Source organism: Mucilaginibacter sp. 320_HR (assembly GCF_059691875.1).
In genome coordinates this window covers 371,432-392,257 of record NZ_JCAWAI010000002.1, presented here as the reverse complement: position 1 = coordinate 392,257, position 20,826 = coordinate 371,432, and the positions used below count along the sequence as shown (strand labels likewise).

At 43.7% G+C, this 20,826-nt stretch carries 21 protein-coding genes; 11 read left to right on the top strand and 10 right to left on the bottom strand.

Annotation, left to right across the window (positions count from 1 at the left end; all coding sequences use genetic code 11):
• The gene (locus AC59GT_RS07320) at positions 1-1,122 is read right to left on the bottom strand and encodes an acyltransferase family protein (RefSeq protein ID WP_497237018.1); all 1,122 of its coding nucleotides are present in this window, start codon (positions 1,120-1,122) and stop codon (positions 1-3) included.
• Between the two features lie 122 nt (positions 1,123-1,244).
• Between AC59GT_RS07320 and AC59GT_RS07315 the strand changes: the two genes are divergently transcribed.
• The gene (locus AC59GT_RS07315) at positions 1,245-1,463 is read left to right on the top strand and encodes a hypothetical protein (RefSeq protein WP_497237017.1); all 219 of its coding nucleotides are present in this window, start codon (positions 1,245-1,247) and stop codon (positions 1,461-1,463) included.
• 50 nt (positions 1,464-1,513) lie between these two features.
• On the opposite strand, the gene AC59GT_RS07310 is transcribed toward AC59GT_RS07315, so the two are convergent.
• Positions 1,514-1,741 carry a helix-turn-helix domain-containing protein gene (locus AC59GT_RS07310; protein ID WP_117381816.1) on the bottom strand — a complete coding sequence of 76 codons (228 nt, stop codon included), beginning with the start codon at positions 1,739-1,741 and terminating at the stop codon, positions 1,514-1,516.
• Positions 1,742-1,840: 99 nt separating this feature from the next.
• A complete protein-coding gene (locus tag AC59GT_RS07305; RefSeq protein WP_497237016.1) occupies positions 1,841-2,785 on the bottom strand; it encodes a helix-turn-helix transcriptional regulator in 945 nt (314 codons plus the stop codon).
• A gap of 52 nt (positions 2,786-2,837) precedes the next feature.
• On the opposite strand from AC59GT_RS07305, the gene AC59GT_RS07300 reads away from it, so the two are divergent.
• The 5 genes from AC59GT_RS07300 (at position 2,838) to AC59GT_RS07280 (ending at position 7,039) form a co-directional block, all read left to right on the top strand.
• Complete coding sequence (locus AC59GT_RS07300) at positions 2,838-3,086, top strand: putative signal transducing protein (RefSeq protein ID WP_497237015.1); 249 nt, start codon at positions 2,838-2,840, stop codon at positions 3,084-3,086.
• Positions 3,087-3,163: 77 nt separating this feature from the next.
• Entirely contained in the window at positions 3,164-4,186 is a 1,023-nt protein-coding gene (locus AC59GT_RS07295; RefSeq protein ID WP_497237014.1) for a glycosylasparaginase, read from the top strand.
• A complete protein-coding gene (locus tag AC59GT_RS07290) occupies positions 4,186-4,938 on the top strand; it encodes a copper homeostasis protein CutC (RefSeq protein WP_497237013.1) in 753 nt (250 codons plus the stop codon). Before AC59GT_RS07295 ends, AC59GT_RS07290 begins: the two co-directional genes overlap by 1 nt.
• A gap of 123 nt (positions 4,939-5,061) precedes the next feature.
• Positions 5,062-6,207 carry a methionine aminotransferase gene (locus tag AC59GT_RS07285; protein WP_497237012.1) on the top strand — a complete coding sequence of 382 codons (1,146 nt, stop codon included), beginning with the start codon at positions 5,062-5,064 and terminating at the stop codon, positions 6,205-6,207.
• 55 nt (positions 6,208-6,262) lie between these two features.
• The gene (locus AC59GT_RS07280) at positions 6,263-7,039 is read left to right on the top strand and encodes a nitrilase family protein (RefSeq protein WP_497237011.1); all 777 of its coding nucleotides are present in this window, start codon (positions 6,263-6,265) and stop codon (positions 7,037-7,039) included.
• 83 nt (positions 7,040-7,122) lie between these two features.
• On the opposite strand, the gene rpmA is transcribed toward AC59GT_RS07280, so the two are convergent.
• The 4 genes from rpmA to AC59GT_RS07260 form a co-directional block, all read right to left on the bottom strand.
• The gene (gene rpmA, locus AC59GT_RS07275) at positions 7,123-7,509 is read right to left on the bottom strand and encodes a 50S ribosomal protein L27 (protein ID WP_497237010.1); all 387 of its coding nucleotides are present in this window, start codon (positions 7,507-7,509) and stop codon (positions 7,123-7,125) included.
• 49 nt (positions 7,510-7,558) lie between these two features.
• Positions 7,559-7,867, bottom strand: a complete 309-nt coding sequence (rplU, locus tag AC59GT_RS07270) for a 50S ribosomal protein L21 (RefSeq protein WP_117381824.1) — start codon at positions 7,865-7,867, stop codon at positions 7,559-7,561.
• A gap of 74 nt (positions 7,868-7,941) precedes the next feature.
• Positions 7,942-8,439 (bottom strand): hypothetical protein, encoded by a 498-nt coding sequence (locus AC59GT_RS07265; RefSeq protein ID WP_497237009.1) that lies wholly within the window; start codon positions 8,437-8,439, stop codon positions 7,942-7,944.
• A 70-nt stretch (positions 8,440-8,509) separates the two neighbouring features.
• The gene (locus tag AC59GT_RS07260; protein WP_497237008.1) at positions 8,510-9,883 is read right to left on the bottom strand and encodes a dicarboxylate/amino acid:cation symporter; all 1,374 of its coding nucleotides are present in this window, start codon (positions 9,881-9,883) and stop codon (positions 8,510-8,512) included.
• Positions 9,884-9,950: 67 nt separating this feature from the next.
• Between AC59GT_RS07260 and AC59GT_RS07255 the strand changes: the two genes are divergently transcribed.
• From AC59GT_RS07255 to AC59GT_RS07235, 5 genes are all read left to right on the top strand, one after another.
• On the top strand, positions 9,951-10,478 hold the full coding sequence (locus AC59GT_RS07255; RefSeq protein WP_497237007.1) for a hypothetical protein: 528 nt from the start codon (positions 9,951-9,953) through the stop codon (positions 10,476-10,478).
• Positions 10,479-10,528: 50 nt separating this feature from the next.
• Positions 10,529-11,029, top strand: a complete 501-nt coding sequence (locus tag AC59GT_RS07250) for an RNA polymerase sigma factor (protein ID WP_117381829.1) — start codon at positions 10,529-10,531, stop codon at positions 11,027-11,029.
• Entirely contained in the window at positions 11,016-11,606 is a 591-nt protein-coding gene (locus AC59GT_RS07245; RefSeq protein ID WP_497237006.1) for a hypothetical protein, read from the top strand. The genes AC59GT_RS07250 and AC59GT_RS07245 overlap by 14 nt, the downstream gene beginning before the upstream one ends.
• Before the next feature lie 26 nt (positions 11,607-11,632).
• Positions 11,633-12,154: a GNAT family N-acetyltransferase gene (locus AC59GT_RS07240; RefSeq protein WP_497237005.1), complete on the top strand. Its 522-nt coding sequence runs from the start codon at positions 11,633-11,635 to the stop codon at positions 12,152-12,154.
• A 77-nt stretch (positions 12,155-12,231) separates the two neighbouring features.
• Complete coding sequence (locus AC59GT_RS07235; RefSeq protein WP_497237004.1) at positions 12,232-13,323, top strand: L-dopachrome tautomerase-related protein; 1,092 nt, start codon at positions 12,232-12,234, stop codon at positions 13,321-13,323.
• A gap of 31 nt (positions 13,324-13,354) precedes the next feature.
• Here AC59GT_RS07235 and AC59GT_RS07230 read toward each other — a convergent pair whose 3' ends face one another.
• The 3 genes from AC59GT_RS07230 to AC59GT_RS07220 all read right to left on the bottom strand — a co-directional run bounded on the left by AC59GT_RS07230 (position 13,355) and on the right by AC59GT_RS07220 (position 20,764).
• Positions 13,355-15,778, bottom strand: a complete 2,424-nt coding sequence (locus tag AC59GT_RS07230; protein WP_497237003.1) for an ABC transporter permease — start codon at positions 15,776-15,778, stop codon at positions 13,355-13,357.
• A 38-nt stretch (positions 15,779-15,816) separates the two neighbouring features.
• The gene (locus AC59GT_RS07225; RefSeq protein ID WP_497237002.1) at positions 15,817-18,228 is read right to left on the bottom strand and encodes an ABC transporter permease; all 2,412 of its coding nucleotides are present in this window, start codon (positions 18,226-18,228) and stop codon (positions 15,817-15,819) included.
• An 82-nt stretch (positions 18,229-18,310) separates the two neighbouring features.
• A complete protein-coding gene (locus AC59GT_RS07220) occupies positions 18,311-20,764 on the bottom strand; it encodes an ABC transporter permease (protein ID WP_497237001.1) in 2,454 nt (817 codons plus the stop codon).
• Between the last annotated feature and the right edge of the window lie 62 nt (positions 20,765-20,826).

Here is a 20,826-nt window from a genome sequence, read left to right as displayed (position 1 = left end):
CTACCGCGCGGTTCTTTTCACCAGTAACTTCTTTTTTAACCATGCGCGTACCGGTTCGTCATATAACTTCAACGCGGCATAAGCAAGCAGTATAAAAAAGAAGAAGAGGCTTACTGCAACTAATATCACCTGCGATGGTTCAGGCTTGGCTTTTATGATCCAGAAGGTATAGACGTAGATGAAGGGATAGTGGGTAATGTAAATGGGATATGATATATCACCTGAGAACTTGCATAGCTTTGCCCATCTGCCATTGATGGTACCTCCTGCCCCGGCCGCAACAATTAACGGAAAAGCAATAATTATTACTGCGGCCTCGTAATAGCCGTTCCATGAGAAGTACGGAAGAGAAAAGAGGATTAATAACACTATTGAACAAACCGTGTAAGCCATAGGTATGCAGATAAGCTTTCCGGTACGATAAAGTAACAGGCCGGCAAAGAAAGGGAACATCATCCGTACCGGAGCTACCCAGATATTAGGATATTGCCCGGGTGTAGAACTACCAAACAAATCTGCAAGAAATTTCGATTTTATTGGCCCATAGCCCCAGCCGGTGCCTACATCACCATGGTCCACAGCAACTACGGTTAATACAATGCCGCTGATGATAACAACTGTCCAAAGAACCACCTTGCTCATCTTTTTGCCAAAAACAGCGTAAATCAAATTGGCTATATACTCTTGCATTAAGCTCCAGCAAGGGCCGTCAAGCGGGTGTGATTCGCCCCATCCCCTAACATCCAGCGGAGCCGGCAGCAAAGTCATACCGATGAGTGTAAGCGCTATTAGCTTCCATATTACTACATGTTGGGCATCTTTAAACGGATCAAACCAGAAAGCTATGACCCCTATGATTGTGCCCAATATTACCAGCGGATGAAGGCGGACCAGCCTTATTTTAAAGAATTCTTTTATGGTCATCCCTTTTGCCCATCTGTCGTCGTAAGCATACCCTACCACAAAGCCCGATAACAGATAAAAGAAATCTACTGCGAGGTAACCGTGGTGAATTGGGTGCTTAGGCATTTCAGGGTAATAGCCTTCTAACAGGTGAAAAATCACTACAAGTAACGCTGCGGTACCACGCAAGCCGTCCAGTATCGGATAATGGGGTTTCATTTTTAAGGTTTAAATTGAGATTGGCCCTCAATATAAGCTTATCAATATGCAAGCGCAACAAATAAATCTAATGCGTTAAAACCTCCTATTTACTTATGAGTTTATTTAATAAACGAAATGTCATGGATAACGATAAAGATTTCTTGAAAAATAACGAACAAACAGACAACGAGACTAACCGAACGGCAAACAACCACGTAGAGGATCCGTCACAACAACTTGGCGACGATCTCTCAACTCAGGGCGATGTAGCAGAATTGAAAGAAAACCTTGGAGGTACTACCAACCTCTCGCTTGATCAACTTAAAGAAGATGACGGTGAGCCTAACGAAGAAGAATAAAAACATTAAAAGCTTCACCTGCAATATTTTGGAATTATGCAGGTGAAGCTTTAGTTAAGCCGTTTAGCGTAGATCAGCATAAAATCAGCTGTGTTTAAATTTAGTGTTTCGCAGATAACCATAAACTTTCCAAGGGTAATGCCAGTTTGCCCCTGCTCCAGCTTGCTGTATGCATTTTGCGACATACTCAGTTTGGATGCTACATAATCCTGCGAATAGTTCAGTTCCAGCCTCCGTTCACGAATGATCGTGGCAATCAATTTTCCATCGTACTTCATTAAAGCTCCTTATGAACCGGGTTGATTTTGTTTACTCCGGGATATCAATTACTTACGTAATTAACTTATAAGAAGTTTTATTTACATATCGGAAAACATTTATCTATTCCGGTGACCAATCTGTTCAGCTAATACTCTGACCTTATCTTTTACTGCTTGAGGGCTTATTACTTCCGCGCAATCACCAAACATCATAAACCATCGCACAAAACCTTCAACGGAAATGGTCAGGAAGGTCATTTCCGTCTGTTCGTCATCAACCTTTTCAGACACGAAACCATTGTAATAGCGTTGCTCGTTAATGTATCGCGCAGCTTTATTATCAACTTTAATAACAATGGTCTCCAGCTTTTTCTCAAATGCTGTTTGTGCTATGTACGCTTTTAAGGTAGGATGCTTTCCACTATAGGTCTGATTGATTTCTGTAAGCGCGTGTATACGGTCTGTTCTAAAATCCCTGTAATCTTTACGCATACGGCACCAGGCGATTAGGTGCCAGTAGCTGTCAAGGTAAAACACACCTACCGGCTCTACGTCCCGTTGCGTATCCAGTTGACTATACCCTGCTTTATAATCGATACGAAGTACTTTTTTATCTGCTATAGCATTTAATATACCTTGTAAATGATCATTGCTATTTACCCGGTGCTGGCTATGGCTTTTCAGCACCTCAATACTATTATCCATGCTTTCCAGCAGGTCTTTTTCAGAGGTTTTTAGTATAGCCCGTATCTTGTACATGGCCGATTTATGTTTTGCTGCAGTTGAGGTATCGGTCAGCTTCTCCACAAATTTTTCGGCGGTTAAAAAGGCTGTCGCCTCTTCCCTGGTGAACATAATTGGCGGAAGCCGATACCCTTCCACAAGCGAATACCCCACTCCTGCCTCTCCAATGATAGGTATGCCAGCCTCTTCCAGAGAGCGAACATCTCTATAAACCGTGCGGAGACTTATGCCGAAACGATCGGCAATATCGCAGGCCTTTACCACCCGTTTTGATTGAAGTTGTATTAATATAGCTGATATCCTATCGACACGGTTCATGTCTCTAAGTAAGTAAAATAAACTAATTTAGCGCTATCATAGTTTATCAAATATGAGCGACACCCAAAACGACAAGATCATTACCTTCGATTCTTATTACGATCCAATGCTGGCGCACATCATCCGTACCCGGCTGGAGGATGCCGGTATTCCCTGCTTTATCGCAGACGAGAATACACTTGTTGCGCAGCCATTCTATAATCAGGCGGTTGGCGGAGTTAAGATAAAGATATTCGAACGTGACCTGGAAAAATGCCAACAAATACTTGCAGGAGACAACACCTTGCCTGATGAGCAATAATCGGTATATAACAATTCATAATTGTATTAAAACCGCTACAATTATATTTAATTGGCCGCCTTTCATATCTTAGCCAAATGTATAGCCGTCGCAATTTTCTAAAGTTATCTGCAGCTACTGCCTCACTTGCAGCAGTATCAAAATATACACTTGCAAAACCCGCTGTTAAAGCAGAAGTTGTTAACTATCCTATCGTTATATCTACCTGGGATTTTGGCGTGGCAGCCAACAAGGAGGCCTGGAAAACACTGTCAACAGGTGGCCGGGCGGTTGATGCTGTGGAGGCAGGCGTAAAGATACCTGAGGCAGACATGAAAAACCATTCCGTAGGCCGGGCAGGTTATCCTGACCGCGACGGATTTGTAACACTCGATGCGTGCATTATGGATGAATTGGGCAATTGCGGATCGGTAGCGGGTATTGAGGACATTGCACATCCAATTTCGGTGGCGCGTTTGGTAATGGACAAAACACCTCACGTAATGTTGGTAGGCGACGGAGCGAGGCAATTTGCCATAGAACAGGGTTTTAAAGCCGAAAAACTACTGACCAAAGAATCAGAGAAAGAATGGAAAAAATGGTTGAAAAAGGCCGTTTACTCTCCTAAAATAAATATCGAGAACGAAATGATGAAACCCGGAAGCAAGTACAACCACGATACCATCGGTATGCTGGCTATTGACGCTAAGGGGAACATTAGCGGCGCATGTACCACCAGCGGCATGGCGTTTAAAATGCATGGCCGTGTAGGTGACAGCCCTATTATAGGTGCCGGACTATATGTAGATAACGAAGTTGGCGGGGCCACCTCTACCGGAGTTGGTGAAGAAGTTATACGCAACGTAGGCAGTTTTTTGGTAGTAGAATTGATGCGGCAGGGAATGTCTCCTGAGGCAGCTTGTAAAGAAGCTGTAGATCGCATCATCCATAAAAAGCCAGAGAAATCTAAAGAAATACAGGTGGGCTTTCTCGCCATAAATAAAAAAGGCGAGTATGGTGCCTATGCCTTACAGGAGGGTTTTAGCTTTGCCGTATGCAATAAGGATAAACAGGACCTGATCATTCCTGGTAAAAGCGTGTACAAGGAGGTTAAGAAGTAATGCCACAGCAGGTGATGCTGGAAGTTTGCGCTAACTCTGTCCTATCGGCTATTGCCGCGCAGGAAGGCGGAGCAAGGCGTGTAGAACTGTGCGAGAATCTTTCAGAAGGCGGCACCACGCCCTCCTACGGGCAAATACTGCTGGCTCGTAAACACCTCACTATTGACTTGTTTGTACTTATCCGTCCGCGCAGCGGCGATTTCCTTTACTCGGAACTGGAGTTTGACATAATTAAAGCGGATATACAAAACTGTATAACAGCAGGCTGTGACGGCGTTGTTATAGGTATACTAAATGCTGATGGCAGCATTGACAAGCCACGTTGTGCCGAGCTGGTTCAAATGGCAAAAGAACATGGCCTTGGCGTAACTTTTCACCGCGCATTTGATTTATGTGCTGACCTTTATCAGGCACTTGAGGATGCAATAGAACTTGGTTGCGACCGCATACTTACATCGGGCGGTAAAAGCACCGCCATGGAAGGCGCTAATGTGCTGAATCACTTGATTGAGAAAGCCAATGGCCGCATCATAATAATGCCCGGTAGTGGTATAAACAATAAGAACGTTGCAGACCTGGTTCACTTTACAGGAGCATCAGAGGTACACAGCTCCGCGCGCAGTCATGTCTCGAGTAAAATGATTTACAGGAACGATCATATTTTGCTTAGCAACGGCTACACGGATGAACACGGCATAGATGTAACAAGTGCCGAGCTGGTAAAAGACATAATTGAAGCTGCTAATAGCTAAGTTTTACAGCTAGTTTATATTGATTTAATAAGCGCTTGTTAAAAACTGTAACTAGCAATAAAATCTATTTCATTTTACAATAAAACCATCGTTGCGTACATATTTTGGGTATTTTAGCCGCTGATGATACCTGTGATTTCTAAACTACCCCAAACTGGAACAACGATATTCACCACCATGTCGGCCCTGGCCGCAGAGGTGGGTGCTATCAACCTCTCACAAGGATTTCCTGACTACGAAAGCTCACCCGAACTGATTGAACTGGTTACCAAAGCCATGAAAGATGGGCACAACCAGTATGCTCCTATGCCGGGCCTTATGTCGCTCCGGGAACAAATAGCCATTAAAACAGAAAAGCTTTATGGTGCCGTTTACAACCCGGACACAGAGATAACGGTAACCGCCGGTGCCACTCAGGCTATCTTTACGTCTATAAGCGCCCTTATCCATCCAAATGATGAGGTAATTATCTTTGAGCCCGCTTACGACTGCTACGCGCCCGCTATTAAGCTAATGGGCGGTGTAGTAAAATCACTTGAGCTCGATCCGCCAAACTACCGCATAGCATGGGACATGGTTAAAAGGCTCATCAACAACAAAACAAGGATGATCATCCTCAACTCTCCGCACAATCCTACGGCCACCATCCTGAGTAAGGAAGACATAGATGAGTTAAGCGCCCTTGTAAAACACCAGGATATTTTGATACTAAGCGACGAGGTGTATGAACACCTTGTTTACGACGGCGCGCAGCACCACAGTATGGCCCGCTATCCCGAACTGCAGCAACGCAGTGTTATCGTTGCTTCGTTCGGTAAAACGTACCACGCTACTGGCTGGAAAGTAGGTTATTGCCTCGCCCCTGCCTACCTGATGCAGGAGTTCCGGAAAATACATCAATTTCTGGTGTTCAGTGTAAACGCACCTATGCAACACGCCATTGCAGAATACCTGAAAGATGAAAATACTTATTTGGGTTTGCCAGATTTTTTCCAGCAGAAAAGGGACTACTTCAGAGAAGGCCTAAAAAACAGCCGTTTTAAGATACTCCCGTGTGCCGGATCATATTTTCAATCAGTCAGTTACAGTGCTATTTCTGACGAGAAAGACAGCGATTTAGCTATTCGTTTAACCAAGGAGTTTGGGGTCGCTGCTATACCTGTTTCGGCGTTTTATCGTAAAGCGACAGACAACCATGTATTAAGGTTTTGTTTTGCTAAAAGGCAAGAAACGCTCGATAAAGCCGTTGAAAGATTAATTAAGGTTTAACCTTACTGCTAAATTTACGTACACTTAACTTAGCCGTTACCTAACATCTGCTCTTATGGATAATTTAAAAATTACCGTTTACCAGGGATATTTATTTTGGGAAAATGTCGATAAAAATCTTCAGAATATAACCCTAAAATTATCCAACATACGCGAAAAGACCAATCTGATCGTATTGCCCGAAATGTTCAATACCGGCTTTACCATGAATGCTGAGGCGCTGGCTGAACCAATGGGCGGCAGAACCATGCAGTGGATGCATACAACCGCACAAAAGTACGATGCAGTTGTAACCGGCAGCCTTATTATTAAAGAAGAGGGTAAATACTACAATCGATTAATATGGATGCGCCCGGATGGCACTCACGAAAAATACGACAAGCGCCACCTCTTTGCCTTAGGTAAAGAGCATGAGACCTATACTGCCGGTACAGAAAAACTGGTGGTAGACCTTAATGGTTGGAAAGTAAGCACTGCTATATGTTATGACTTGCGTTTCCCGGTATGGCTGCGCAATGTAGATGAAGCTTATGATGTTTTGCTGATAGTTGCCAACTGGCCCGAAAAGCGGGCTTTGCACTGGCGCACGCTCGTTCCGGCAAGGGCTGTAGAAAACCAAAGCTATGTAATCGCGGTAAACCGTGTTGGGCACGATGCTAACGAAATATACCATTCCGGAGACTCTACCTGTATAGATCCTAACGGAAAGGTAGTTTATTACAAACGTGATGAAGAGGATGTATACACGTTCTCTATTATTTATGATGAAGTTAAAAAAACGCGTCGAGCCCTGCCTTTCTTAAAGGATGCGGACGAATTTAGTATAGAATAGCCAGATATAACAACAATACTCAATGAAACAATAAGGCCCTTATCATACGATAAGGGCCTTATTAATATCTTAGCTTAGGCTAATTACTCAGCAACAGCTTCTTCAGTATCAGCAGCAGCTTCTTTCTTTGCTTTAGGAGCTTTCTTTGCAGGTGCTTCTTCAGTAGCAGCAGCAGCTTCTGGTGCCGGAGCAGCAACTTCTGCAACAGCTGCAGTTTCGAAAGGAACTACAGATACGTATGAGCGGTTATCAGCTTTCTTTTTGAAGATTACCTGACCGTCAGCTAATGCAAATAAAGTGTGATCTTTACCTAAACCTACGTTAAGGCCCGGGTTGTGTTTAGTACCACGCTGACGAACGATGATGTTACCTGCAATAGCTGGCTGACCACCGAAAATTTTGATACCTAAACGTTTGCTATGTGATTCGCGGCCGTTTCTTGAACTACCGGCCCCTTTTTTATGTGCCATTTCTTAATTTCTTTTGTGACCAGATCAGATCGGGTCGGTTAAAATTTAATTATAATGTGATACCGGTGATCTCTATCTTGGTAAACTGCTGGCGGTGACCATTTTTCTTTTTGTAACCTTTTCTTCTTTTCTTTTTGAAGATAATTACTTTATCACCTTTTAAATGAGACACGATCTTAGCTGATACTTTAGCGCCTTGTAGGTCTGCACCTAACTTAAAGCTACCTTCGTTTTCTGCTAATAACACGCTGTCAAATTCAATACTAGCGCCCTCATCCCCCTGTAAACGGTGTACAAAGATCTGCTGGTCTTTTGCAACTTTAAATTGCTGTCCGGCTATACTTACTATTGCGTACATTGTTATTTATTATTGTTTTAAATTTTGAGGTGCAAATATAGATATTAATAATTTAAATATCAACGTATTCAAAACTATTTATCGTACCTGGCAGATGCTTCGGTCAACTTACCTTGTATCTCTTTGATCAGGCGCTCGTTAGCATCCCTGAGTTTCTCATGCCCATCGTAATTGGCATCGTAAATTACGCGCTTGCTTTTGCGCTTATAATTAAACTGCACTATAAAACGGGGAACGTGCTTTTTGGTAGTGTCCCCTATTTCGTTACTCGGGAAATCCCAATAGCCAAGTTCAGCTGCCTTACGGTGAAGGTATAATAAGTCGTCTTTGGTAAGCCAAAGCTTTTTCTTTACTATAGAGTCTTTTTTGTTTACGAACTGGTACGCGCCTGTTTCAGAGTTGTACTTATTAAAAAGGCTGTCGCGGTAGCCATATTCTATGGTAAATGACTGGAACTCCGAAAACTTATACGGCGCGTTCTTTACCATCATACCATAATAGTAAACACAGTACAGCAGAAAGGGCACAGCAACGCTGAGGATAAAAAATATTTTTTTGGAACGTAAGGACATTTAGTTAGCTAATTAATGATTTAAAAGGCTGCAAAATTCGGCATTCAAAAACGTTATCCGAAATAAATCACTAATTATCCAGCTCTCCCTCCCATTTGCTCACTACGGCAGTCGCCATAGCGTTACCCAACACGTTGGTAGCAGAACGGCCCATATCCAGTAGAGGGTCTATGCCGATAAGTAGCGCCAGTCCTGCTTCGGGTATGTTAAACAGCGATATGGTACCCGCTATCACCACCAGCGATGCCCGCGGTACGCCCGCAATACCCTTACTGGTAAGCATGAGCACTAACAGCATAGATAGTTGTTGTTCAAAAGAAAGGTGTATACCGTAACTCTGCGCCAGGAACAGTGAGGCGAACGTCATGTACATCATGGAGCCATCCAGGTTAAAGCTGTAGCCCAGGGGCAGTACAAAGCTTACAATCTTATTATTACAGCCAAACCGCTCCAGCTCCAACAATACTTTTGGGTAGGCAGCCTCACTGGTGGATGTACTAAAAGCTATGAGCATGGCATCTTTTATTCTGCCAACTAATTTGAACGCGCGCTTTTGTAATACAGCAAAACCTGCCAGTACAATCACCAGCCACAGCAGCAACAACGAAAAGTAAAACTCACCTATAAAAATGGCGTAGGTAGATAGTATCCCCAATCCTTGCTTGGCAATAATAGCTGTAATAGCACCGAACACTGCTAGCGGCGCTAATTGCATAACATAACCTGTAATCTTTAATATAACGTGTGCAATTGCATCCAGAGCCTTAATTACTATTTGGCCTTGCTCGCCAATGGCTGCTGTTGCCACACCAAAGAACAGTGAGAAAACCACTATCTGTAGTATTTCATTGTTGGCCATAGCCTCAATAAAGCTTTTTGGGAAAACGTGGCCGATGAAATCGCGAAGCGACAATGCAGTTTTTTGTATACCTGTAGAAAGGTGACTATCCGGTAGCGGGAGGTGCATGGCCTCCCCCGGGCGGAAGAAGTTCACTAAAACCATACCCAGCAACAACGACACCAGCGTAGCGCTCAAAAACCAAAGCAATGTTTTACCGCCAATGCGCCCTACCGATTTGATATCGCCAACCTTGGCTACACCTACCACCAGCGTGGTGAAAACCAGTGGCGCCACAATCATCTTTATCAACCGTAAGAAAATGTCACTTAGTACAGTAAAGCCTGTAAGTTTATCCTCACGCAGGGTGTCGTTTTCTTTCCGAACTTTTACCTGTGCCGCGCGTTCTGTTTTAAGTGCTTTAAAAGCGGCGGTTGTAGTATCAGGCATGGCTAGCACCTGTTTATCAATGGTTTTAATGGCTGCCTCGGCAGTGCTCATTTTTGCATTGATGCTGTCAATAACCGTTTTATTATAAATATAACCGGCAATTACGCCGAGTACCAGAGCTAAGAAAATATATAATGTAAGTTTGTTTTTTTGCATTTGGTTAGTTCAGTTTGCTAAACTACAAAAATTACTATGTTGCGTAAAGTTTAATATACGGCCCTAAATGAGTGTTACTACCTACGGTTTACAACAAATAAAAAAGGAGCTACAACACCTGTCCAAAGAGGATTTGGCCGAGCTGTGCCTGCGCCTTACCCGCTATAAAAAAGAGAACAAGGAACTGCTGGCATACCTGCTCTTCGAATCACATAACGAGCACGACTTTATTGAAAGTGTAAAGGCCGAAGCTGGTTTCATGTTCAGCCAGCTACCGCCTCAAAACTACTTTGCAGCCAAAGCACTCCGTAAAATATTGAAGTTGTTGAGCAAGTACATCAAGTTTATTGGATCTAAAACTGCTGAGATAGAAATGTTGCTTGCCTTTTGCCATGGCTATGTACAATATGCGGCAAAGCAATCATCCTACAAACCTATCAGGATGATACTTACCCGGCAACTGGAAAAAATAAAGGTATCCATTAGCAAACTGCATGAAGATTTACAGCATGATTACACGCAGGATTACAACAACTTACTGGATGATGCCGGCAAAAAACTGCCGTGGTTCAATAAAAATAGTTATGTGTTGTAACAATTACCTATTGCCGAAGTCAAACCGACAAACATCTAAACTATTAACAGGTGGCCGATAATAAAGAAGAAGCTTTCCGTAAGGTATATCAAGCCAATTCAAAAAAAATTTACCATTTGTGCTACGGTTATACCGGCGACGACGATGCCGCCAACGACCTGTTGCAGGAAACCTTTTTAAAGGTTTGGCAAAACTTGCACAAGTTTCGTAACCAGGCACTCATATCCACCTGGATCTATCGCATAGCGGTGAATACCTGCTTAACTTATTTGCGGTCGGAAAAACGGCAGGCAAAAGACGAGCTAACACCGCAAATAGCCGAAACCAAACGCGAGGAATTCTCTGAGAAGAACGAGCAGGTAGCACTGCTTTATAAGTGTATATCCAAGCTGGAGGAGTCGGAAAGGATTATTATAACTATGGTGCTCGATGAGTTGCCATACCCCGAAATTGCAGACATTTCGGGCATATCAGAAGGAAACCTGAGAGTGAAGATATTTCGTATTAAACAGAAGTTAACAGAATTATACAACCATTATGAAAGACTTTGATCATTTGATGATGGTTTGGCAGGGACAGCCAAAACAGGAGCCGGCAGCGGCAGACGAAGTATTAAAGCAGGTTAAAAAAGGAATGAACAGTATTACCCGCAACTTATTTTGGGGTATTACGGGCATGATTGGAGCACTTGCCGGGATAGTGGCAGTAATGCTTTTCTTTGTATTCACCTCTTGGGTAACTTACGCGGGCATGGCCATCATTATATTAACCATGGTAGTTTATGTAGTGATGATGATACGCGATTACCGACTGATACACCAGCGGGATGTAACCACCCATCCTACCGAATACCTGCAAAGTTTAAAAGAGTACCAAAAAAGCCGCACTAAAATTTACGGCTGGCTATATTATTTGTATGTGTTATTGTTGAGCATAGGTCTTGCCATGTATTTTTACGAAGTGCTGGCAAGTGCATCAATAAGGTTTAAAGTAATTGCTTACGGGCTTACCGCTGGCTGGTTGTTGTTCTGTACTTTCTACCTTAAAGGCCGCATATTCGCCAGTGAGCAGGAGAAGCTTAACGTAATGATAGATCGCCTGGTGAGGTTACAGGAACAGTTCGACTAAGTACACGTCAGCAATAATTAGCTATCATGTCACCTATAATTTCAATTGAGCGAGTACTGTCTAATGACGTTGATCGGCTAATGCAGTTAAGCCGTCAAACGTTTTTTGATGCATTTGCATCCCGCAACGGTCAGGAACAAATGGAAGGTTTCGCCCAAACGGCATTTACAAAAGAAAGCTTTACTCAACAGCTAACTAACCCTAAATCAGAATTTTACTACGCCCTTGTTGACGGGAATATAGCCGGGTACATCAAACTAAACTTCTATAACGCTCAAACAGAGCTGCAGGACCCTTATACCATGGAGCTTGAGCGCATTTACCTCTTAAATGAATACCAGGGGATGCAAATTGGTTCGCAATTGCTTCAATTTGCTTTAAATACGGCTTTGGAGAGAAATCTTGATTATATGTGGCTGGGTGTTTGGGATCAAAATCATGATGCGATACGTTTCTATCAACGCCAAGGCTTCAGCGTGTTTGGCAGCCATCCCTTTTGGCTCGGTAACGAAGAACAAACCGACTTGTTGATGAAGAAAGAATTTTAAGCCATGAAAATCTATCTTCTAAATTAAATACTTTACCCAACGGTAAACATTTTGTTTTTGGCAGTGGTTATACCTGCATGAAAATGAAAGTATTGCTGCTGACAACCGCCGTGATGAGCATGGCAACATTGTTACCCACTTATAAAGCATCTGCACAGTCAAAGCTTGAACCTGTATTTTCTGATAACACTTATGAGTTAACAGGCGTAGCTGCCTCATCAACAGGAAGGGTATTTGTCAACTATCCACTATGGTCATCAACTTATAAATATGCTTTGGTAGAAGTGCTTCCCAACAACCAGGTTAAGCCCTACCCTAACGAGGAATGGAACAGCTGGAAGCCAGGTGAAGACGGTAAAAACAAGTGGGTGTGTGTACAATCGCCCTACATAGATAAAAACGACTTTATGTATGTGGTTGATCCTGCATCGCCCAAGCTGGAAAAAGTTTATCAGAACAGCAATAAAGTAGTAAAGATAAATTTAAAGACCAACAAGGTAGAACGTACGTACTTTTTCACCGGAACAACTGACAACGGCAGTTATTTAAACGACATCAGGGTTGATGTGAAAAAACAAGTTGCTTACCTAACCAACTCAAATGAAGGTGGTATAGTAATATTAGATTTAAATACCGGCAGCAGCAGGCAGGTTTTACAGGGACATAAGTCAGTACTTTCCGACCCATATTTCAAATACATTATTGATGGCCGTGAGCTTACAAAGGAAGGCGTTCCGGCGAAATTCAATTCAGACGGACTGGCATTAACGCCCGACGGAGCTTGGCTATACTACAAATCAATTACTGATCATAAGCTGTACAGGATTAAGACCGCCGACCTGCTGGACAGTACTTTAACGAGGCAGCAGCTTGCGGGCAGAGTGAATGACCTTGGCAGCAATTTCCCAAGCACAGATGGTATGATTTTCGACCAGGACGGCAACCTTTATTTTGGCGATCCTCAAAACTATCGAATGGTGAAGATATCACCTGACTTAAAAGTAACCACATGGATTTCGGATAAACGCCTGATCTGGCCTGATAGTTACTCTATTGCCAACGGCTACCTTTACATTACCACATCGCAAATAAACAAACAACCCGATTACAACAACGGCGTTAATAAACGTACCTCTTCATATATGGTATTTAAAGTAAAGCTTAAGTAAGAGTTTAACGCGTATTTATAAGCAGATTAGTCTATTCTGATCTCAAACTCTTAACCGGGTTCATCAGTGCGGCTTTTATTACACGGAAACTTACTGTGACAAGAGTTATAATTACAGCAAGCATGCCGGCTACTGCAAATACCCACCAGCTTATTGTTGTGCGGTAGGCAAAGTCCTGCAGCCATTTGCTCATTGCCCACCATGCTGCAGGGCATGCAATAACAGCTGCAATACCCACCAGTTTAAGAAAATCGGTTGATAACATGCCAACTACGCTGCTAATGCTGGCACCTAGTACCTTCCGTATACCAATTTCTTTGGTGCGCTGCTCTGCCGCGTAGGTTACTAAGCCAAACAAGCCTAAACAAGCAATAAGTATAGCAAAGAATGCAAAAGACATGAAAATTTTACCGGTATTTTGCTCTGAACGGTACAAGCGGTTGAAGTCGTCATCCATAAACGAAAAGTCAAAAGGTTGGCCGGCCATGTTTGCGTCGGCTTTATAGTAAATATCCTTGATGCGGTTGATGGTTGAAGAAACGTTCTTAGTATCTATCCTGAAGGCCATCGAAGCGTTGTTGGTCCTGAGCCGCAGAAGAAGCGGCTGCACTTTATTACGCAGCGATCCGGTGTTAAAATCTTTAACTATACCAACTATTTTATGAGGCGTTACCTGGTCATCGCCAGACATGTATATACTTTTATTCAGCGGGTCTCTGAGTCCGAGCATAGCTACAGCCGACTCATTAATAATAACAGCATCAGAATCCGTCTTCATCGCCGGCGAAAAATTCCTTCCTTTCGCTACTCTCATTCCAAGCGTTGGTATATAGCCGCAGTCTACTTGCCATGTTGCCAAAGACAGGGACTGTCCTGCGTTAGACCCTTCGTTAGTGTGGTAAACCTGGGTTTGTGTTTTTCCTTCTGTAGGTAAAAAACCGGTGGTAGTAATTGATTTAACATCCGGCAGGTTCAACGCTTCTTCTCTAAATGCTTTTATATGATTACCGAGTGAATATGTATTCCTAAGCACAAGTACCTGCTCCCTGTTATAACCGAGATTTTTATTTCTGATATAATCCAGTTGAGTATAGATGACCAGCGTACCTACAATAAGGACAATAACCGCGGCAAATTGGAAAACTACAAGCCCGTTACGAAGAAAACTGCCTTTAAAACCTGAGGTAAGCTTTCCTTTTAAAACATGTATAGGCTGAAATGCCGACAGGTAAAATGCCGGATAAAGGCCCGCCAGTATGCCTATTATAAGCGCGGTTGCGATCAGCACAGGAGTTGTCCAATTAGATGGCGATAAATTGATCACAAGCTGCCTGCCTGCTAAACCGTTGAAATAAGGCAACAGAACCATGGCGACAGCAACAGCTATTAACAGCGCCATGAAGCTGGTGAGGACAGATTCTGTGAGGAACTGGTAAACAAGGGATAACCTGTTTGAACCTAAAACTTTGCGTACGCCTACTTCTTTTGCTCTCCCGGCAGAACTTGCAGTGGAGAGGTTAACAAAGTTAATGCAGGCTATTACCAGGATGAATATAGCAATGATAGTAAATATGTATACGTACTGAATATTGCCTGCGGGCTCCAACTCAGTAGTTAATGGAGAATGGAGGTGTATTGCTGTTAAAGGTGTTGTAGCAAACCTAAAGTGATCGCCTTTTTGCTCCAGCGCAGCAATTGAAGTGTGTATAAACTGCTGCAATTCGGCATCGGCATATTTGCGGGTTGCTTGCTTTAGATAACCATCAAGTTGTACTTGTGTAGTTCCTTTACGCACCAGGACATAGGTATTGAACTCAACATTGGTCCACTGGGTGCTGCGGCTTTCCGTGTTGCCGGTCATTGATTTTAAAATGTTAAAATGGATGTGCGACTCTTCGGGAACATCTTGTAAAACGCCAGTTATCTTATAGTCGTCGGTATTATCCAGGTGCAGGGTCTTCCCTATTACGTCTGTTGAATTGAAATACTTAAGTGCAACTTTTTTAGTGATAACGATCGAGTGAGACTCCAGCAATGCTGTCTTGGGGTCACCAGCCATCATGGGCAAAGTAAATACGGTAAATATGTTAGGATCCACGTAAAAGCTATTTGGCTCTATTATGGTTTGATTGCCTTTCCTAACGAGTGTTTTCCCGCTTTCTTTTATGCGTGTAGCTTGTTCTACGCGCGGGTACTCCTTCATCATAATTGCAGCCAATGGCGCAGGCGACTCCCGATCTTTAAAAACGCTTCCATTTACTTTAAAATCTGAATATACCCGGTAGATGTCTGCCGATCTGGTATTGTACTTGTCGTAGCTCAATTCCTCTACAACAAATAAGGTGATCAGTAAACAAACCGACAGGCCTATAGCCAGGCCAAAAATATTAATAGCAGAAAATCCTTTATGGCGCCAGATATTACGGGCGGCTATTCTAAAATAGTTTTTGAACATGGTTATAGTTTTTTTAAGTAGATGATGATAGTAAAGGGCTATTCTGATCGAAGGCTTTTTATTGGGTTTGCAAGCGCTGCCTTTATAGACTGGTAACCCACCGTTACAAACGCAATAACAATTGCTAAGCCACCTGCGAGCAGGAACACCCACCATTGTATGTTTATGCGGTAGGCGAAACCCTGCAGCCAGTTAGTCATGGCGTAATAGGCCAATGGTGAAGATATCACAACTGCTATCAGCACCAGCTTCAAAAAGTCTGATGATATGAGTGCAACTATTCCCGGTACGTTTGCACCCAGCACGTTACGGATACCAATTTCCTTCAGGCGTAAACGGGTAGAGAATACCGCCAGGCCAAACAGACCTAAACAGGATATGAAAATGGTGACAAAAGTAAATGCTTTTAAGATGTCACCAGTGCGTTGGTCCGCCTTATACATCTCTTCAAACTCCTGATCCAGGAAATGGTACTCTATTGGCGCGTTAGGGTAAAAGGTGTGCCATTTAGCTTGCACGGCTGCAATGGTTGCCGCTGTGTTACGGTCATCGGTCTTTACCAAAACTTTAGCAAACCAGCTATATTCCGGGAATATTACAATTGGCGATATCTTATCGTGCAATGAGGTGAAATTGAAATCTTTGGCAACTGCTTTTACTATCCCCATCCTGCCGTTAAGACCAATATGCTTCCCTATTGCCTGCTCGGGTTTCCACCCCATTGCCTTAACTGCTGTTTCATTCAGGATAAAGCTGTATTTGCGAAGGGAGTCTTCTTTTACCCTTACCTGCTGTTCGTCGCCCAGGTCAAGGTCGCGGCCCTGCAGCAGCTGAATACCCATTGTGCTGATAAAGGTCTTCTCTACCGGCATTGCAACAACGGATAAGCTGAAGTCAGCATTTTTACCGTCGGCAGAGTTTATGGAGTAACCTCCGGTAACGTTTATAGGAGAGTTATAAGTAGCTGTGGCACCTTTCACGCCGGGTTGCTGTGCAACTTCGTTCTTGAATGCTTCAAGTTCGTTGTAGCCCATGCCACCTATGTCTATTACCATTACCTGCGAACGGTTCATACCCGTATTAAGGTGCTGGATGTATTGAAGCTGGCTGCCGGCTATCAGCGTACTGATGATAAAGAATACCGAGACAATGAACTGGAATACTACCAGCGATTTACGCAGCGCATTGCCACCTGCCGACCCGGGCGAACTGCTCTTTAGCGTAACCACAGGTTTAAACGCTGATAGGTACAGCGACGGATAAGTACCTGCAAGCAGCGTTACTAATATAAATAACGTGGTTATAGCAAGTACCAACCAGTTGATGTTCCATGTGCTAAAGCCAAGTGTTTGCCCGCTAAAGTTGCTGAACCACGGGAAAGCAAGACCAGCCATCAGTAGTCCTATTAACAGAGAAGTAAGCGTAATAATGCCTGCCTCGGTAATAAATTGGAAGAATAGCTGTTTACGCTGCGCGCCCATTACTTTACGCACGCCTATTTCTTTGGCACGTTCTGCAGAGCGGGCGGTAACCAGGTTCAGGAAGTTTACGCAGGCCAATACAAGCAGTATAATAGCTACAGCACCCAAAATGTAGATGTACTTTACGTTACCTGATGGCTCCAAACCATAACCCGCTTCCGAATACAGGTGCACCTTTGTAAGTGGCTCCAGCGTATACCACTGGCGTGCACCGGGGCGTACCTCTTCTTTAAGCCTGCTTTTTGTAAAGGCATCAATTTGCGCCTGAACTTTAGCAATGCTGGTGCCTGGCTTCAGCAAAAAGTACGAGTAATCGCTTGATGAGTTCCACTTTAGCTCTTTAGAACGGGGCATAATAGCGTAGCTGGCAAGTACGTTAAACTTTATCTGCGAGTATTCGGGTACATCTTCAATAACTCCGGTAACAGTAAGGTTAATACCATCAAGCACTACTACTTTACCAATAATATCATCGCTGCCAAAGTATTTCTTTGCGGAAGATGCTGTTAAAACTGCAGAAGCAGGTCCGTTTAACGCAGCTTTCCTGTCCCCCCTTACAAACTTAAAATCAAAGATGTTAAAGAATGATGGATCAGTCACCAGCACCTTCTTTTCTTTAAACAAGTTATCTCCCAGCTTTATAACCGATGGACTTGAATTGCTGTAAGGGAATATTCGCACGGCGTCTTCTATACCGGGTATCTGTTGTTTAAGCACCACAGCAGGCGCAGTCGGCGTCACTGCAAATACCCGTGGCTCGGGGTCGTCAGATGATTGATAGCCGCTGGTTAATCTGGCTATGCGGTTAGCCTTCTCGTGAAAACGGTCATACCTTAACTCGTTAATAAGATACGTTGCTAAAAGCATGAAACAGCAAATGCCGACTGCAAGCCCGGCCACGCTGATGATAGAAGTAGACCTGTTTTGGGCCAGGTTGCGCCATGCTGTTTTTAAGTAGTTTTTTATCATATCGTTATGAATTCAACAGATCCGATTCTATTTGATTTAAGTCCCTCTCCTTTAGGAGAGGGATTGGGTGAGTCTTCGGGCTTTACTCGCTCCTCAAACTCTTTACCGGATTCACGAGCGCAGCTTTAAGCGCTTGCGAACCGATGGTGATCATACCGATAACAATGGCGATTACAGTTGTATAAGCGAATATTGTCCAGTCTATATCCCTGCGATAAGCAAATTCCTGCAGCCATTTGTTCATCAGCCACCAGGCTATCGGCGATGCGATTACCACCGATACAATGATCAGTTTCAGAAAATCAACCGAAAGCAGGCTAACTATTGTTTTTACGCTTGCGCCCAATACCTTGCGTACGCCTATTTCCTTAGTGCGCTGCTCTGCACTGAAAGCAGCCAAACCGAACAAGCCCAGGCAGGAGATTAATATAGCTACTATAGTAAAGTAACTTACTATCGCCGCCAGGCGGGCATCTGCTTTATAGTTCTTGTTGAAATCATCGTCAAGAAAGGAATAATCAAAGGGGTCATTCTGGTCGTACTTCTTCCAGGTTGCTTCTACTGTTTTCAGCATATCAGCCATGTTGCCGGCTTTTACGTGTATCATCATGTAATTGAAACCGCCTGTACTTAAACGGAAGCCATACGGGGTAACGGGCAGATGAAGGTCTTCGTAGTGAAAATCTTTAACCACGCCTACAATGTTGTAGGATGAGCTTTGATCCTGGAAGTTGTTCAGTATCTTTTTACCTACAGCGTCTTTGGGCGATGCAAAGCCTAGCTCTTTTACAGCCGTTTCATTGATGATCATCGCATTGCTCGTGTCAGACATAAATTCTTTGGAATACAACCTGCCGGCAACGGGCTTGATGTTCATTGTGGTGAGAAAATCCGGATCCACATAGTTCATCCGTGTGCGCTTGCTTTCTGCAGAGGTTTTGCCTTCTGCATACATAAGGTTGTCGCTCGGGTTGAAGATGCCCGGGTAGTAAGCCGAACCACCGATAGAACTCACGCGGCTATTGCTCTCCAGGTCGGCTTTGATAGCTGCGTAGGCGTTTTTGGAGGTGGTTGTTCTTAGTGGCAAAACTATCTGCTGTTCTTTGGCAAAACCCAAATCTGTGGTGCGCATATAGTTCATTTGCCTGGCAATAACTACTGAAGCAATAATAAGGACTGCCGATATAATAAACTGGAACACTACCAATCCCTTACGTACCGCAACTACAGCCAGCGAGTTGGTAAGCTTGCCTTTAAGCACCTTAACCGGGTTAAAGGAAGACAAGTAAAACGCCGGGTAACTACCTGCCAGAACCCCTGTCAAAAGTGCCATTAACAAGAAGCCGATCAGCATAGTGGTGTCCTGCGGGAACATAATTGCTATGTCGCGCCCGGATACTTCATTAAACACCGGCAGCAATATTAATGTAATAGCGAGTGCGAATACAAAAGCAATGAGCGCCATCAGTATAGATTCGCCAAGGAACTGACGCACCAGGGTAGATTTCTCCGCACCCAATACTTTCCTCACCCCTACTTCTGACGACCGTTTTGAGGACCGCGCGGTAGACAGGTTCATGAAATTGATACAGGCAATAACCAGCGTGAATATCGCGATGGATAACAGCACGTACAGGTAAGTTTTGCTTGCAGCCGGTGTTACGTTGGTGGGCACCTCGCTGCTCAGGTGAATATCCCTTAACGCCATTAAGCTCTGCTTTTTGCCGAAACCCGAACGCGCCAGGTCCTTACCTGCATATTTATCAATAAACGCCGGCAGCTTAGCTTCCATGGCGGAGGCACTGGCGCCCGGCTTAAGCAGCAGGTAAGTGTAAAACATATTGTTGTTAGCAAAATTGGCACCCTGTTGCTTTATATACTTCTCCATTTCGCCCCCCATGAAGGAGAGGTAAAAATTGCCATCTATATGTGATGGTGTATTGCCTGTTTTAAATACGCCTGTAACTGTATAGTCCTGTTCGCCGTTGGTATTGCTGTTAACATGAACTACTTTGTTAATGGCAGATTGTGAGCCGAAGAGTTTTTGTGCCAGTTTTTGTGATAGCACAATAGTACGCGGGTTAGCCAGCGCGCCGTCAGGTTTTCCTTCTACAAAGTTGTAGGTGAACATTTTAAAGAAGGATGCATCTGCCAGGTAGCCTTTTTCTTCAAGAAAGGCCTTTCGCTCACCATTTGGCTGATTGTATTCTACAATGGTCTTATCCTCTGTAAATAGCTTTAGCAGTCGCGCCGTTTCCAGTATTTCCGGGTACTCCTGTTTCAGCGCGCCCGCCATTGGTGCAGGTGTGTTAGCCATTTTGGTGGCCGACTGCCCCTTCATCACAAATGCCGTAATTACCTGGTAAATGTTAGCAGCATTCTTATGCTGTGTATCATAACTGGTTTCATAATTGAGGTATAGCGCAATAAGCATGCAACACGCCAAACCTACCGAGAGACCAAAGATGTTTATGAACGAGAAGAACTTGTTCTTCATGAGGTTGCGCCACGCAACTTTAAAATAGCTCTTTATCATACAATTATTGATTACACAGATATAATAATTTAAACCATTTATAGCCCCTCTCCTAAAGAGCG

What these genes read in the sequence shown, in the direction of transcription:
- AC59GT_RS07285 (WP_497237012.1), top strand. Translation starts at nt 5,062, where the DNA reads ATGATACCTGTGATTTCTAAACTACCCCAAACTGGAACAACGATATTC.
- AC59GT_RS07280 (WP_497237011.1), top strand. Translation starts at nt 6,263, where the DNA reads ATGGATAATTTAAAAATTACCGTTTACCAGGGATATTTATTTTGGGAA.
- AC59GT_RS07315 (WP_497237017.1), top strand. Translation starts at nt 1,245, where the DNA reads ATGGATAACGATAAAGATTTCTTGAAAAATAACGAACAAACAGACAAC.
- AC59GT_RS07225 (WP_497237002.1), bottom strand. Translation starts at nt 18,228, where the DNA reads ATGATAAAAAACTACTTAAAAACAGCATGGCGCAACCTGGCCCAAAAC.
- rpmA (WP_497237010.1), bottom strand. Translation starts at nt 7,509, where the DNA reads ATGGCACATAAAAAAGGGGCCGGTAGTTCAAGAAACGGCCGCGAATCA.
- AC59GT_RS07265 (WP_497237009.1), bottom strand. Translation starts at nt 8,439, where the DNA reads ATGTCCTTACGTTCCAAAAAAATATTTTTTATCCTCAGCGTTGCTGTG.
- AC59GT_RS07235 (WP_497237004.1), top strand. Translation starts at nt 12,232, where the DNA reads ATGAAAATGAAAGTATTGCTGCTGACAACCGCCGTGATGAGCATGGCA.
- AC59GT_RS07320 (WP_497237018.1), bottom strand. Translation starts at nt 1,122, where the DNA reads ATGAAACCCCATTATCCGATACTGGACGGCTTGCGTGGTACCGCAGCG.
- AC59GT_RS07240 (WP_497237005.1), top strand. Translation starts at nt 11,633, where the DNA reads ATGTCACCTATAATTTCAATTGAGCGAGTACTGTCTAATGACGTTGAT.
- AC59GT_RS07290 (WP_497237013.1), top strand. Translation starts at nt 4,186, where the DNA reads ATGCCACAGCAGGTGATGCTGGAAGTTTGCGCTAACTCTGTCCTATCG.
- AC59GT_RS07230 (WP_497237003.1), bottom strand. Translation starts at nt 15,778, where the DNA reads ATGTTCAAAAACTATTTTAGAATAGCCGCCCGTAATATCTGGCGCCAT.
- AC59GT_RS07255 (WP_497237007.1), top strand. Translation starts at nt 9,951, where the DNA reads ATGAGTGTTACTACCTACGGTTTACAACAAATAAAAAAGGAGCTACAA.
- AC59GT_RS07220 (WP_497237001.1), bottom strand. Translation starts at nt 20,764, where the DNA reads ATGATAAAGAGCTATTTTAAAGTTGCGTGGCGCAACCTCATGAAGAAC.
- AC59GT_RS07260 (WP_497237008.1), bottom strand. Translation starts at nt 9,883, where the DNA reads ATGCAAAAAAACAAACTTACATTATATATTTTCTTAGCTCTGGTACTC.
- AC59GT_RS07305 (WP_497237016.1), bottom strand. Translation starts at nt 2,785, where the DNA reads ATGAACCGTGTCGATAGGATATCAGCTATATTAATACAACTTCAATCA.
- AC59GT_RS07295 (WP_497237014.1), top strand. Translation starts at nt 3,164, where the DNA reads ATGTATAGCCGTCGCAATTTTCTAAAGTTATCTGCAGCTACTGCCTCA.
- AC59GT_RS07310 (WP_117381816.1), bottom strand. Translation starts at nt 1,741, where the DNA reads ATGAAGTACGATGGAAAATTGATTGCCACGATCATTCGTGAACGGAGG.
- rplU (WP_117381824.1), bottom strand. Translation starts at nt 7,867, where the DNA reads ATGTACGCAATAGTAAGTATAGCCGGACAGCAATTTAAAGTTGCAAAA.
- AC59GT_RS07245 (WP_497237006.1), top strand. Translation starts at nt 11,016, where the DNA reads ATGAAAGACTTTGATCATTTGATGATGGTTTGGCAGGGACAGCCAAAA.
- AC59GT_RS07300 (WP_497237015.1), top strand. Translation starts at nt 2,838, where the DNA reads ATGAGCGACACCCAAAACGACAAGATCATTACCTTCGATTCTTATTAC.